The sequence below is a fragment of the Vibrio sp. S11_S32 genome (genome assembly GCF_014694465.1).
Lineage (GTDB): Bacteria > Pseudomonadota > Gammaproteobacteria > Enterobacterales > Vibrionaceae > Vibrio > Vibrio algicola.
In genome coordinates this window covers 1-14738 of the sequence record NZ_JAAUWS010000053.1, presented here as the reverse complement: position 1 = coordinate 14738, position 14738 = coordinate 1, and the positions used below count along the sequence as shown (strand labels likewise).

15 protein-coding genes are annotated in these 14738 nt (G+C 42.7%); 7 read left to right on the top strand and 8 right to left on the bottom strand.

Annotation, left to right across the window (positions count from 1 at the left end; genetic code table 11):
- From HC723_RS17930 to HC723_RS14825, 4 genes are all read left to right on the top strand, one after another.
- Positions 1-144 (top strand): IS3 family transposase (locus HC723_RS17930; RefSeq protein ID WP_190339634.1); only part of this gene is annotated, 144 nt, incomplete at its 5' end.
- Positions 145-454: 310 nt separating this feature from the next.
- Positions 455-811, top strand: coding sequence for a YibL family ribosome-associated protein (locus HC723_RS14835; RefSeq protein ID WP_153448828.1), 357 nt, complete (start codon positions 455-457; stop codon positions 809-811).
- Positions 812-949: 138 nt separating this feature from the next.
- Positions 950-1660, top strand: a complete 711-nt coding sequence (locus HC723_RS14830) for a DUF445 family protein (protein ID WP_153448829.1) — start codon at positions 950-952, stop codon at positions 1658-1660.
- A 29-nt stretch (positions 1661-1689) separates the two neighbouring features.
- Complete coding sequence (locus tag HC723_RS14825; RefSeq protein ID WP_153448830.1) at positions 1690-2217, top strand: RDD family protein; 528 nt, start codon at positions 1690-1692, stop codon at positions 2215-2217.
- A gap of 215 nt (positions 2218-2432) precedes the next feature.
- Here the strand turns inward: HC723_RS14825 and HC723_RS14820 are convergent, their stop codons facing one another.
- The 3 genes from HC723_RS14820 to HC723_RS14810 all read right to left on the bottom strand — a co-directional run bounded on the left by HC723_RS14820 (position 2433) and on the right by HC723_RS14810 (position 6545).
- Positions 2433-3641 (bottom strand): MFS transporter, encoded by a 1209-nt coding sequence (locus tag HC723_RS14820; RefSeq protein ID WP_194704561.1) that lies wholly within the window; start codon positions 3639-3641, stop codon positions 2433-2435.
- Positions 3642-3763: 122 nt separating this feature from the next.
- Entirely contained in the window at positions 3764-5101 is a 1338-nt protein-coding gene (locus HC723_RS14815) for a peptidoglycan DD-metalloendopeptidase family protein (RefSeq protein WP_190339633.1), read from the bottom strand.
- A gap of 253 nt (positions 5102-5354) precedes the next feature.
- Entirely contained in the window at positions 5355-6545 is a 1191-nt protein-coding gene (locus HC723_RS14810) for a YcbX family protein (RefSeq protein ID WP_190339632.1), read from the bottom strand.
- A gap of 164 nt (positions 6546-6709) precedes the next feature.
- Between HC723_RS14810 and pyrC the strand changes: the two genes are divergently transcribed.
- Entirely contained in the window at positions 6710-7738 is a 1029-nt protein-coding gene (gene pyrC / locus HC723_RS14805) for a dihydroorotase (RefSeq protein ID WP_153448834.1), read from the top strand.
- A 291-nt stretch (positions 7739-8029) separates the two neighbouring features.
- Here the strand turns inward: pyrC and arsJ are convergent, their stop codons facing one another.
- From arsJ to HC723_RS14785, 4 genes are all read right to left on the bottom strand, one after another.
- Complete coding sequence (gene arsJ, locus HC723_RS14800; RefSeq protein ID WP_190339631.1) at positions 8030-9313, bottom strand: organoarsenical effux MFS transporter ArsJ; 1284 nt, start codon at positions 9311-9313, stop codon at positions 8030-8032.
- Positions 9314-9411: 98 nt separating this feature from the next.
- Positions 9412-9900, bottom strand: a complete 489-nt coding sequence (locus tag HC723_RS14795) for a cyclin-dependent kinase inhibitor 3 family protein (RefSeq protein ID WP_190339630.1) — start codon at positions 9898-9900, stop codon at positions 9412-9414.
- Positions 9901-9912: 12 nt separating this feature from the next.
- Entirely contained in the window at positions 9913-10914 is a 1002-nt protein-coding gene (locus tag HC723_RS14790) for an ArsJ-associated glyceraldehyde-3-phosphate dehydrogenase (RefSeq protein ID WP_190339629.1), read from the bottom strand.
- Positions 10915-10985: 71 nt separating this feature from the next.
- The gene (locus HC723_RS14785) at positions 10986-11327 is read right to left on the bottom strand and encodes a metalloregulator ArsR/SmtB family transcription factor (protein WP_153448837.1); all 342 of its coding nucleotides are present in this window, start codon (positions 11325-11327) and stop codon (positions 10986-10988) included.
- A 472-nt stretch (positions 11328-11799) separates the two neighbouring features.
- Here HC723_RS14785 and HC723_RS14780 point away from each other — a divergent pair, with 472 nt between their 5' ends.
- Both HC723_RS14780 and HC723_RS14775 read left to right on the top strand, forming a co-directional pair.
- The gene (locus HC723_RS14780; protein ID WP_190339628.1) at positions 11800-13596 is read left to right on the top strand and encodes a formate--tetrahydrofolate ligase; all 1797 of its coding nucleotides are present in this window, start codon (positions 11800-11802) and stop codon (positions 13594-13596) included.
- 165 nt (positions 13597-13761) lie between these two features.
- Complete coding sequence (locus tag HC723_RS14775; protein ID WP_190339627.1) at positions 13762-14121, top strand: hypothetical protein; 360 nt, start codon at positions 13762-13764, stop codon at positions 14119-14121.
- 52 nt (positions 14122-14173) lie between these two features.
- Here HC723_RS14775 and HC723_RS14770 read toward each other — a convergent pair whose 3' ends face one another.
- A complete protein-coding gene (locus HC723_RS14770) occupies positions 14174-14578 on the bottom strand; it encodes a hypothetical protein (RefSeq protein WP_190339626.1) in 405 nt (134 codons plus the stop codon).
- Between the last annotated feature and the right edge of the window lie 160 nt (positions 14579-14738).

Genomic DNA, 14738 nt, shown 5'->3' with positions numbered 1-14738 from the left:
GTTTATTTAACGCGTGATGCAATGAAAGAAGATGTTGAAGAATATATCCGGTATTACAACCATGAAAGGTTGCATACTACACTTGGTGATTTAACGCCAATCGACTATGAAAAATTACAAAGTCAGGGGTCCTATTGGGCTTGACCAGAATAACATTTATCGATATCTGGTATGATTATTAATTATTATTCATATTTTAATTACAAGATTAAATGACAATAACCGCCTTAAGTAAACGGTAATTTCCAAAACTGAGTTTCTTATGTGTTCGTTGATTTTCAATTTTCGCTCACTCTAATAACTTTCGTCATATATTCATTTCTTCTTTCCGCTGTTTTATGTCGTTGTCACCATCAATATTATTGTTTCATTGTTGTTTAGGATATAGGCGAAATGCACTCTCTATGCTACAATTCGCGCCCTTGTATTTTGTGATAACTAGACTGGTGTACATATGAGCCAAAATGATGAAAAACAACTATTAAACAACCGACTCGATAAATGTCGCCATAAGCTAGAAGCTGCGAAATCTCGTGCTGACAAATCAACGATTTTTCAGTTTGAACTTGAGATTAAACAAATCACTAAAAAACTGGCTCAAATGAACCACAAGGACAGCTTTGATTTGAATAAAGAACGCAAAGCTTTATTAGCAATGCCGTTTATTCGTGAATTGACTAAAGCAGAACAAGCAGACCAAGGTAGCTTGAAAAAAACCTGCAAAGGCTTAGTCATTGTTCATCCTCTTACCAAAATCGGTAAGCAGTTGAATCTTGAAGCCATGACGGGTTTCGCGCCAAGTAAATTCTAATGGCCTTGGCAGTCTCTTGTGATTTATGCTTAAGACTGCTGCATTCAGATTTCCTTAAAGGATGATAACTCTTATGGTTTATCATCCTTTTTGCCATTTATCTTTCGTATAACTTATCAACCTAAATGAATTCGCATTATGAATAAAAGCCTCATTACTAATCTTTTGTCTTTAGCCTTACTGGCTATTGGTTACTTCACTCAGCAGACCTTAGTGCTTTATGCTGGTCTATTTGCTTTTTCTGGCGCGATCACAAACTGGCTCGCTATCCACATGCTGTTTGAAAAAGTGCCTGGTTTATATGGCTCTGGCGTGATCCCCGCACGGTTTGAACAATTCAAATCGGCCATAAAGCATTTAATGATGGATGAATTTTTCACCGGCCAAAATATTGAGAACTTTATTAGCAATGGCATGTCTCAAGGTAAAGGTTTAGATCTTCAACCTGTGATTGAAAAAATCGATTTAGCCCCTTCATTTGATTCTTTAACCGAAGTAATTTTAAATTCATCGTTTGGCGGTATGCTGGCTATGATGGGCGGCGCCGAAGCACTGCAACCATTAAAGCAGCCTTTTATTGATAAAATGCAGCAGTCTATGGTAGAAATTAGCCATAGCGAACAAGTGCAACAAGCGGTGCAAGATCAGCTCCACAGTCAATCTACGTTAAATGACATTAGCACTAAGATTGAGTCGATCATCGATCAACGATTAGATGAATTAACACCTAAGATGGTGAAAGAGATGGTGCAGACGATGATTAAGCAACACTTAGGTTGGCTGGTGGTTTGGGGAGGGATCTTCGGTGGCCTGATCGGGATAATTTCAGCATTGATCACCGCTTTATAAGCAAATTACATTCTCACGTAGGAAGCAATATGGTTAATTTTAATAACGTAGTAGGCACACCAACAGAATACGAATACGTTGGTTTCTGGGCTCGCGTTGGCGCTAGCCTTGTCGATACCATTTTATATTCGTGCCTGTTACTTTTACTGCCGATTGGAAATATGTTTAATAATGTCGAACGTTATTCAATGCAAAATGACATGGGCAGTTTTCACTCTATCAGCACTTCTTGGTCAAGCGTTCTGCCTAGCGGTACCTTGTGGAGTTACTTACCACTATTAATTATTACGGTATTATTTTGGCGCTATCGCTCTGCCACTCCAGGTAAGATGATGATCAAGGCCAAAGTAGTTGATGCTAAAACAGGTTTACCGCTCACCACCACTCAGTCGGTGATTCGCTACCTTGGTTATTTTGTTTCTACTTTTTTATTCTTTCTTGGCTTCTTTTGGGTGGCGGTAGATAGCAAGAAACAAGGCCTGCATGACAAGTTAGCCGGCAGCGTGGTGATCCGCCCTAAAAGCAATACTTTTCAGCCTGATTGGTCTAATAAATAACCTCTTATCTAGCTAAGACTCAACATAAGATCGCAAAAGGCCGAACAGAATATCCACTCTGTTCGGCCTTTTTGATCTCATCTTTAATGTTTCGATTTTATACAAATTACATCGATTTAATGATCGAACAAGATTGACAATTTTCTCAAGCGACTAGGACGGATCAGCGTCTTTTCGGCGTATTCAAATTGATAAAATATTAAATGGAATTTGCTTTAGTTTTTACCCCAATGAAACCAACATACTTCGTTATCCATACTTGGCTTAGACGGTACATTGAAAGCCAGCAATAACGATACCGCCGCCATGAGTGCACCGATATAAAATACCGCTGCTGGTGAGTGTAGCCATAACATACCAAAAGTAACAGGAATAATAACTGCGGCAATGTGATTGATGGTAAATGAGACCCCAGCAGTCGAGGCCATATCTTTTGGATCGGCAATTTTTTGGAAATACGTTTTAATCGCCAAAGCCAAAGCAAAGAACAGATGATCAATCACATATAAACCTGCGGCTAAATGCTCGTTATGCACTAAGGCGTAACCGACAAACACTAAGATCAAGCCGCAATATTCAAATATCATCGCTTTACGTTCACCAATGACGCCGATAAAGCGGCCAATTTTTTTGGCAAACATAAAGTTAAAGGCAAAATTAATCAAAAATAACAGTGTAATATCGGCTGCGGTATAATGAAATTTTTCTACCATTAAGAATCCGGCGAATACGGTGAAGATCTGACGACGTGCGCCACTCATAAAGGTCAGCGCGTAATAAAGCCAGTAACGTTTACGTAGTACTAAGTTTTTATTTTGGATGGTAGTGGATTCAAACTGTGGAAATACCAATGCCATAAAGACGGTGACAATGAGTGCCGCGCTGCCCATAACCAGATAGACATGCCAATAGTCCCATTTCAGGATCTCTAACATCCCCCATAACACACCATAGGTAATGAGCGATGCCAACGCACCCACCGCGATCAATTTACCAAGAAACTCCGGTGCTTCTTCTTTCGATAACCATTGTAAAGACAGTGACTGTTTTAAGGTTTCAAAATAATGAAATCCGGTCGACATCAATAAGGTGGTCATAAGCAAGCCCAATACCGATGGAAAGAAACCGGTGATAGAAACGCCAATCGACAGCATCGCCAAGGCGACAATCATAAATTTTTGTTCACGAATAAACAGCAATACAAACACCACAGTGAAGGCTAAAAAGCCTGGTATCTCGCGCACGCTTTGCAGTAAACCAATATCCGCCCCAGTAAATCCGGCTTTTTCGATCACAAAGTTATTCAATAATGCCTGCCAACTGGCAAAAGCGATTGGCACCACTATCGACACTAACAACAAGAATATTTGTGGTGTCTGCCATGCGTATTTTGGCGCGGTTATATTTTGTGGATGAGGATTCATGACGGTCTCTAAGCTTATGCTTTGTTTTAAGTATTCTATTTCAAGATAGGGTTTATCCCGAAAATAAAGGAGAAAAAAGGCAAGTAACGTAAATTACTTGCCTTATTCAATTATTGAGGGATTTAGCTTTGTTGCTCACCCGGTGTTGCATTTTCTGCTTCTGGAGCATTCGCAGCCGTTTCTTCCACTTGTTTAAACTCTTTATCGATCTTGCTGACATGTTGTTCAAACTCGGCTTTATCTTCTTTCGAGATAGACGTAGCCATCGGAATATTCGCCGTTAAGAAACTTACCGGACGATTACGGATAATGAATTCATAATGCAGATGAGGGCCGGTTACTCGCCCTGTTGCACCCGATTTACCAATTAATTGTCCGCGATGAACAACTTGCCCTTTATGTACCAAGAATTTACTTAGGTGCAAGTAACGAGTCCGATAAGTACTTCCATGCTGGATCGCGATGTATTTACCTGCGTATGGGTGATTTCGGATCATGGTCACGATACCATCGCCGGTAGCATAAACGTTGGTACCACTTGGACAAGCAATATCCGTTCCGTTATGCGGCGCTAAACGATGCGTCACAGGGTGTAAACGATGCGGGTTAAATGGTGAACTAATACGATAATGCTGTTTTAACGGCCAGCGTAAAAATGCACGTTGTAAGCTATCGCCATGCTGGTCATAGTATTGGCCATCTTTGTGTAAATAAGCACTGATCACCACGCCACGATTATAAATTCGAATCGCTTCTATTTCACGATTACCACTAGCAACACCATCAATAAACTGACGATTTTGTAATACTTCGAAGCGATCACCTGCGCGTAAATCACGACCAAAATTTAATTTATCTTTTAATAATTGGGTAATATTGGCAATTTCTGCCCCTGACACACCAATTTTATAAGCCGATGTTGAAAAGCTACCATGAACTTTCCCTATTAGCGGGTACGATTTCCAAACACCATCTAATGTGATGTCTTTAAAGGTATAGCTTTCATCATTATGGCGAGTAAATACCACTCGGTCCGCAATGGTGAATTCCACTTCTAATTTAGTTAGATGTTGTTGTTTCTCATCCATCCAAATTTTTAAAATATTGCCTGGCTTTAAAGTATCTAACGTAAGATGGTTTTGATCGGTATCCATCACGCTAAGCATGTCACCGTATGGCACACCTAAACGAACAAAAATACTGCTTAAGTTATCACCTGGTTGAATTTCATACGCATACAAGGGCGCATCTTTTAAAGGCATGATCGGTTGAGTTTTCGCCACCGCCAGCTTTTCTTTAGCAAGAATTTTATCCATATCCATAGGGACGGATTTACGCCCGTCGCCCGAGCCGGAAATAATGGCGTACAAAATGAAAAGGACCACAAGACCCGCCGCTATTTTCATCGCGAGCGGAAACGAAGGATGTTGACGCAATTGAGATAATCGTTGTTTAGACATAACACTAAATAATTCAATAAGGATAAAGGTCCGGCTAACAACACAAAGATGTGTTTTGTTCCGCCACGGTATAGACGATAAAACAGCTTATCGACTGGCTGCGATAAATGCAGACGGAATGTAACTTAATTTTACAAAAAAAGCTAACCCATTCCTTAAACAGCTTGCTTTACTGACACTATACGGATGCCCCACACACAACGTTAACATTCACGTAATGTTATGGCTTCTATATCATCACACTAGATTGAGTTTAGCTGACTAACTCAACATCCGATTTTGGCACACAACAACAAGCTAACACTTTACCTTCATCAATTTCGCCAGGAAATAACGCGGGCATATCCGGTTGATCGACACTGCCTGATTCTAATGTCATTTTACAACACCCACAAAAACCTGAACGGCAACTATTGGCGATCGCTAAACCCGCCTTTTCCGCTTGCTCTAATAACGTCGATTGGTTATCACCTTCAAACAGATTGCCATCAATGCTAATAGTGACCTTTTTTACTGCTGCCACTTCCACCACATCGGCGCTGGTATCGGCATAACATTCTTTCTCTTTGGTTTCGATAATTTCCACCACATCTCCCGCGCGGATCATGCCTTCATTTTTGGCGATCACATTTTGACCAAAGAAGATGCCACCACTTTCATCTGCGCGAAATGTTGCCATCGTTTTCAATGGTTCATTTTTTTCACTGCGCATCGCCGTTTTAGGATTCACTGTAGTCAATACACAACGCATGCAAGGTTTCACCACTTCAAATTCAACTTCGCCTATACGAAAACGTTTCCAACTATCTTCGGCAAACGCTTCGGTATCGGCTACCACAATATTAGGGCGAAATTGCGCCATCGTATGTTGCGTTGGTTGCTCTGAAATTGAACAACGTTGATTCAGTTCATCAAGTGAGGCTTGGCTAATCAGTAGCAATGGATAACCATCGGCAAAACTGACGTTGGTTTGAATTTTTTCACGCTGGCGATTGGATTGTTCGCCCGTAAATAGAAGTTGGACTTTTTTACCAATAATAAAGCTAAACCAATCATTGGCTTGTTGTGAGGTTGAATACGCAATGAATTCATCACCCCATACTTGGCAAGTCACCTCCTCCATTGAGCATTCAGAAAAATGAAGATGCAGCGGCGCAGACTCTGGGTAAGTCAACACTAAACCATTGGCTTGCAGGGCAGATTTCACTCGCACCATCTGGTTATTTTCCCGCGCAGTGATCATCCGGCCATTCGTATCGGCCACCATAAAACGTCGGTCAAAGCTTAGTCCTTGTTTTTCCACCCACGATGATGACACGCCGATACCGGTAATTGATTTCACCGGATAAACATTAATTTGAGAGAGTGTGGCGGGGATATGTTCATCAAGGCCAAGGGTGGCTTCAAGTTTGGCGAGTTTTTTTTCCACTTCCGACTGGCTCATTGTTACTCCACAATTTTGGTTATGACGCTTTCTTGCTTTGAAACAATGTTATCAGAGTTCCAGTAAAATTTGATGAAAAATAGCGACAATTGCTCTATTATCCCACACCAAATGCAAGCGTTTGCGTTTTCTTTCCCGCATGAATCAATAAAAGGTAGAAATCCATGACAACCCTAACCATTACCCGTCCTGACGATTGGCATGTACATTTACGCGATGGTGATGCGCTTGCCAACACGGTAAAAGATATCAGCCGTTACAATGGCCGAGCGTTGATCATGCCAAATACCGTTCCACCGGTGACCGATCTGGCGATGGCGCTTGATTATCGTAAACGCATTATGGCGCACAACAAAACCGCCGCTTTCGAACCTTTAATGGCGCTGTATTTAACCGATAACACCACCGCTGAAGATGTCCGCACCGCGCACGCTTCTGGCAAGGTTGTGGCGTGTAAACTCTACCCGGCTGGCGCGACCACTAATTCTGATTCTGGCGTGACGTCGGCACAAAAAATCTATCCGGTATTAGAGGCAATGGCTGAAATTGGCATGTTGTTATTAATTCATGGCGAAGTCACCACTCACGATGTCGATATTTTTGACCGCGAAGAGCAGTTTTTGAATACCGTGCTTGCGCCAATCGTCAATGATTTCCCGCATTTAAAAATCGTGTTAGAGCACATCACCACTAGCAACGCCGTTGAGTTTGTTAAAAACGCCGGTGACAATGTGGCCGCGACCATTACTGCCCACCATTTATTGTTCAACCGCAATCACATGTTAGTGGGCGGAATTCGTCCTCATTTTTATTGCCTGCCAATTTTAAAACGTGGCTCACATCAACAAGCGTTAATTGAAGCAGCCACCAGCGGCAACAAAAAATTCTTCATTGGCACCGATTCTGCGCCGCATGCTCAAGGTAAAAAAGAGACGGCTTGTGGTTGCGCCGGTTCGTATACCGCTCACGCATCGATTGAGCTTTACGCCGAAGTGTTTGATCTCGCAGATAAGCTTGAAAACTTAGAAGCCTTTGCCAGTCATAATGGTCCTGATTTTTATAACTTGCCACGTAATAGCGACACCATCACACTAGAAAAATCAGCTTGGGATGTCCCTGCCACTATGCCATTTGGCGATGATGTCGTTGTGCCGATCCGTGCCAATGAAAAAATTGAATGGTTGGTGAAGTAGGTTCATTAAATTAAGCTTCTATACCCAAAATAATTGAAGTTGCAGTGAGGCGGCAAGTAAACGAAGCCCCATGAGCTTAGCTTGCCTAAGTGATTGGGGTGAGTTAGCGCAGCCAACAAAGCTGCAGCTTCAAGTAAGACGGGTATACACCAATATTAAATGGAATTGGTATTACATTTAACTCCAAATAAATAAAAAGCTCGCGCATTGATTTCTCTCAAATACGCGAGATTTTTATTGATAATCGCCTAGGCCAATGTCTATGCCGAGTCTTTAATGTGATCGTTTTGCTTAGACCGTGGTTGCGGTATGTTTGGGCAACCAAAGCGAAATCACACAGGTTAAGGCTAAAAATCCCAACGACACCCATAAACAGGCTGCGAAACCAGCGACTTGGAACACCCAACCAGATAAAACCGTCCCGATTAAGCGCCCCATCGCATTGGCCATATAATAAAAGCCAACATCTAACGACACCCCATCTTGCTTGGCATAACTGACAATCAAATACGAATGCAATGATGAGTTAACCGCAAAGATAGCACCAAATATCAGCAAACCGATCACGATGGTATACTCGGCATACCAATTGACTTGGATAGCCAATGCGATCACGCCTGTCACAAGCGTGAGTAACACCACCCAGAACAATGCCATGGTTCCATCCGGCGCAACGCCTTTGGTTTTCTCTCTTATGTCTTTTGTCTTACCGCTTGGCCCTTTATCTCTACCCGTTCTCCCTCTTCCAGTTAACTTGGGCGCTTGAGTTTGTACTATGCCGTAACCAATCACCCATAATGCTAAGAAACCACCAACATAAGTATGATCCCAGCCAAATACACTGCCTAAATAAATCGGCAATGCGACCACAAACCACACATCGCGCGCACCGAATAAGAATAAACGCGCCGCCGATAATATATTGACACTCGAAGATTTAGAAAACATCTCCGAAAACTTTGGTTTGGTGCTTGCTTTACCCATATCGGATTTTAAAAAGATTAAGCTGCCAATAAACACCAACAGCAATACCGCTGCCATCGTTAAAACCGCGTATTGAAATCCAATCAACGTCAACAGCAATCCACCGATGAAGAAACCAAAACCTTTTAGTGCGTTTTTAGAACCGGTTAACACTGCAATCCAATGATACAACGCGCCTTGTTCATTATTCGGCACTAAGGTTTTAATCGAACTTTTGGCACTCATTTTATTCAGATCTTTGGCAATACCAGAAATCGCTTGTGCCAGCATCACCCATGCAACGGTTAACCAACTGCTTGGCACTGCAAGTAACAGTAGCGCGAGTATTTGCAACGCCAAACCCACATTCATGGTTCGGCTGAGCCCCAACCTTGCGCCTAACCATCCTCCAACTAAGTTGGTGACAACCCCAAAAAATTCATAAAACAAAAACAAGGAAGCAATGGCTAAGGTTGAATAGCCTAAGTCATGAAAATACAACACCACCAACATGCGTAATGCACCATCGGTAATGGTAAAGTTCCAATAATTAAACGTCACCAACATGTACTGTCGTAAGGTGCTATCTAAGCGAGATAAAGCGGCTATCATTTTTATCACTCAACCTTTATCTAAACTCAAAGTGAATAAAAGAAGGGCTCGACGGCCTACTTTTATCACTTTGGTTAACGTCTTTTATATAAAGCGATTTATCCCGCAAAAGCGCGAATATATTCGATCTGATCGGGCTTAGTAAATGCCCCCGGACGCAGGGCTTGCACTTGCTCGATGATCAAATCTAAAGGCCAGTCTTTCTCCAGCAAAAAATGCGCCGCTAATAATCCGGTACGACCCGAGCCGCCCATGCAATGCATTGCCACTTTTTCACCTTTATCAATATGCTGATGCAACGCTTGACTTAACGCGCTCCATTGCTGCATAAAACTCGCGTCTGGCGCTTGATCATCTTCAATCGGCGCGTGATACCATTTCATGCCTAATGCTTCGACTTGTTTTGACAGATCATCAACACCTTTTTGCTGCATTTCTTCGATACTCAAAGCAGTCACAACTGCGCTCACGCCTTGCGCTTTTAGCTGTTGTAAACTTTCAATCAAAGACACAATTTTAGTCCCAGGACACGGCGTTAATATCAAGGCGCCAGTATCAAGTTTTAATTCCCAAGTAGGATGGATCATGATTTTTCCTTGTTATTTTTGGCCAACGAGACGAACTAACTCGGCGGTACGGGTGGCATAGCCCATTTCATTGTCATACCAAGCATAGATTTTCACCATTCGCTTACCGACCACCATAGTAGAAAGCGCATCGACGATGGTGGAACGCGGATCGCCTTTATAATCAATCGAGACTAATGGACGAGCTTCAAAGCCTAAAATGCCTTTTAATTCTCCCGCTGACGCCGCCTGTAATAAGTCGTTCACTTCTTCTTCCGTGGTATCGCGTTTCACATCAAAAATGATATCGGTCAAGGATGCATTAGCTAAAGGCACCCGTACTGCATGGCCGTTGATCTTACCTTTTAGATCCGGAAAAATTTCAACAATGGCAGTGGCAGATCCGGTTGTCGTCGGAATCAGGCTCATACCACAGGCGCGGGCACGACGTAGATCTTTATGTGGCGCATCTAAAATGGTTTGAGTATTAGTCAGGTTATGAATGGTGGTAAAGCTCGATTGTTCAATCCCGAGTTTTTCATGGATCACTTTCACCACTGGCGCAATGCAGTTGGTGGTACAAGACGCCGCGGTCACAATACGATGTTTTTCAGGCTCGAATATATTGTCATTCACTCCCATCACGATATTGACCACACCCGCTTCTTTAACTGGTGCCGACACCACCACGCGCTTAACGCCTTGCGCTAAATATTGATTTAATAATGCGCTTTTACGGTGTACCCCAGTCGCTTCAATCACCACATCACATTGTGACCAATCCACATCGGCAATCGCTTTTTGTTGGCTGACTTTTATCGACTGACCGTTAATGAGCATGTGATTGTCTGCGCAGGTGACCGCATGGTGCCAACGACCTTGAATTGAATCGAACTCTAATAAATGCGCCAAAGTCGCGGTATCGCCAGCCACATCATTGATTTGCACAAATTCAATCTCAGACCAATCAAATGCGGCGCGAAGTGCTAAACGACCAATGCGCCCAAATCCATTAATTCCTACTTTTATCGTCATCTCTTTATCCTTAAAATGTTCATCATTGTTGATCTGCGTCTAACGTGAAATCGCATAGTTGTTGGCGACAGTTAAACACAGCACGTTGGACGTTCTTTCATTTGTGCTAATCTCTGCACATCTTTCTGGTATTGCGCGGCTAAACATTTCGAGTCGCGCAAACCTTGTAATTGCTTTCTCATCCAACCCGGTAAGTCATCGGCTAAGCGATAAAAAACCCATTGCCCTTGCCTAATATCCACCACCACACCACTGGCCCTTAATAAAGCTAAATGTCGTGAAATTTTGGGCTGACTTTGATCCAAAGCTTGGGTCAGTTCCGCGACACATACTTGCTGTTCACGGGCGATAATTAACACACAACGCACTCGGGTTTCATCTGCAAGCAGTTTAAAAAATTGATGAGGTAACATAAGCACCGCCTCTTATATATGGATATGCGTATGTTATAAATATCTAACAGCAAAGCAAGCTAAAAGTCCAAATGTCATAAAAGGTTCATGCAGCCTAACCCTCTTGTGAACCAAATCAACGGTATATACCCGTCTTACTTGAAGCTGCAGCTTTGTTGGCTGCGCTAACTCACCCCAATCACTTAGGCAAGCTAAGCTCATGATGCTTCGTTTACTTGCCGCCTCACTGCAACTTCAATTACTTTGGGTATAGAAATGTAAATATCTGAAGATTTCGTTGTTAACGGCATAATTTCGAGATCTCAAATTACACTGTGAAATACAGGAAAAAGTTGGATAAAGCAGCAATTGAGGCTAAAATTTGCGCGACAAAATTATCCACTACCATTTTTGCTTTACAAGCGACAATTACACGCTATTATCGCCACGCAAACGTTTTCCTCACCACTTCAACTACCTTTGATGAGGCTTTATGCTGTCTGACATTGAAATTTGCCGTATCACACCATTAACGCCAATTGACACCATTGCGACTCAACTTGGCTTACACACGGACGAATACCAAAGCCAAGGGGCGTACAAAGCCAAGGTCTCACTTAATAGCTTAAAACGTATTCATTCCCAACCAACCGGAAAATTGGTGGTGGTGACCGCTATCACGCCAACGCCATTAGGTGAAGGGAAAACTGTAACGGCGGTAGCGCTGGCACAAGGTTTGGCGCTGTCTTTAGCCAAAAATTCCTCCGCCACTCATCATTTAGCCAGCAAAAACAATAAACATTCGGTCATGGCGTGTATTCGCCAACCATCAATGGGCCCAGTGTTTGGAGTCAAAGGGGGCGCGGCCGGTGGTGGTTACTCGCAAGTCGCACCAATGGAAGAACTAAACCTGCATTTAACTGGCGATATCCACGCGGTGACTGCCGCGCATAACTTAGCCTCTGCGGCGATTGATGCGCGTATTTATCACGAGCAACGTTTGGGCTATGAGCACTTTGAACAGCGCACCGAGATGAAAGCGCTGCGCATTGATGCAAGTAAAGTGGTTTGGAAACGAGTGATCGATCATAACGATCGCGCGCTACGCATGATCACTGTCGGTAAAAATGAAGCCGATAAAACCATTAACGGCTTTGAGCGAGAAGATGGCTTTGATATTTCAGCCGCATCGGAACTAATGGCAATTTTGGCTTTAGCCGATAGCCTAGCCGATTTACGCCAACGTATTGGTCGCATTGTGGTGGCTTACGATATTGAGAATAACCCAATCACCACTGAAGATTTACAAGTGGCAGGCGCAATGACGGTCACCATGAAAAATGCGATAGAGCCAACCTTAATGCAAACGCTTGAAGGGGTTCCCACTCTTATCCATGCTGGTCCTTTTGCCAATATCGCTCATGGTAACTCTTCTATCATTGCCGATAATATTGCCACCAAACTGGCTGATTACACTGTGACTGAAGGCGGCTTTGGCTCTGATATGGGGTTTGAAAAAGCCTGTAATATTAAAGCTCAAGCTTCCAATAAAGCGCCAGATTGCGCGGTGATCGTTGCCACCCTACGCGCTCTTAAAGCCAATTCAGGGTTATACGATTTACGTCCAGGACAAGCGATCCCAGAGTCTATATTAGCGCCTAATTCCGAGGCGTTAGTGGCCGGATTTGAAAACCTAAAGTGGCATATCGATAACGTCAATAAATACGGCGTCCCTGCGGTGGTGGCGATTAACCGTTTCCCACAAGATACCCAAGAAGAAATCGATCAATTAATTCAACTGGTTGAAGCGCTGCCTAATAATGTCAGCATTGCATTGAGTGAAGGGTTCGTGAAAGGCGGCAAAGGCGCACTTGAACTGGCCCAAAAAGTCGTCGATCAATGCCAAACACCGCCACACTTCCAACCACTTTATTCATTGAATGACTCAATCGAACACAAACTGCAAGCAGTGGCATTAAAAGGTTATGGCGCGAGCTCAGTGACATTATCTGCCAAAGCGCAACAACAAATGCTGCAATTTACTCAGCAAGGCTTTGATAAACTTGCAGTGTGTATGGCAAAAACGCCGTTATCGATCACCACCGATGGCGGATCAAAAGGTGCGCCACAAGATTTCGACGTGCCAATTCGTGAGCTAAAACTGTGCGCCGGAGCAGGCTTTATCTACGCTTTATGCGGCAATGTTATGACCATGCCGGGTCTGCCAGAAAAACCGGCTTTTATGAACCTAGATATTGATAAAAATGGCGAGATTGTCGGGTTAAGTTAAGGCTGCCTTACTGGTGTGGCGGATAAATTATCACCATTCTGGCCATAAATAAGCCAGCCTCCTAAGCTAGGAAACCTAAAAACTCAGATCTTAATCACAATTTAATCAATAATTAGGTGATACTACTAAGTAGTACATTTTTTGCCCGCGATTAAGGATGATCTCATGGCTACTTTTATTCACCATAATAAGCATAAATCCGCTTCATTTATTACCTTATCTAGAAAAGAGCGCGTGGCTTTTGTGCTGCTTTGCTGCGCCTTTATTGTTGGGTCTATCTATTTTGTCAAAAATACGGCTCAACAACGTCAATACATTGCGTCTTTAAACCAATATCAATACCAATTTAATCAAGCCTGCCAAACCGCAATCAACTTTGGTATGGAAAGAGACAATAGCTATTGCCAAGTCGCCAATAATAATAACCGTCAACTGAGTTTGGCCTTAAAAGATCAAGATATCTCATTAGCTGAATGGATCAATTTAAAGCTCCACTACCAGCATGATTATCAGCCTTTTAATTGACGCACGGTTGAATTAGCCCATAAGTAACCATTTTCTTTAAAGTAACAACACATTATTGCACTAAGGAGAACGGATTATTTTCAATGGGCATATAACGCAAAGAAAAAAGTAACGATTGCCTGCAGCTTTGCTCTTTTCGAATTTTTTGATACTCAATTAGACTGAGTTTGCTGGCCTTAAATTCCGTCGACGCTTGATCTTGTTTAAATATCTCTCTTATTTCACCTATATTACAGGTAAATAATTCATAATAAGACGCCATTATGTCCTGAGATAGGGCATCGGTACCGGCTCCATCTTGTACATAAACCGTTAATCCAATGTCACTTAGCTCTTGAGTCCATTCCGCCACCTTTTTAGGTGGCAATTGACCTGATAGATATAGACTCACCATTAAAGGCTGAGGATACCGCGCCACTTGTTGCGTTAATATCGCTTTGAGTTGGTCGCGCTGCACTTGCGTCGGAAAGTCATAGTCGCTGATTTCTAAGGCTTTGTTGCGTAATTCGATGGAACTAAATGTGAAACTGACGATCAGATCGTTTACTCCCCACTAAACCATCGATATTCATGCCAAAACCTCGTTATAAGACCAAAAACTGGAAGTTATATAATCA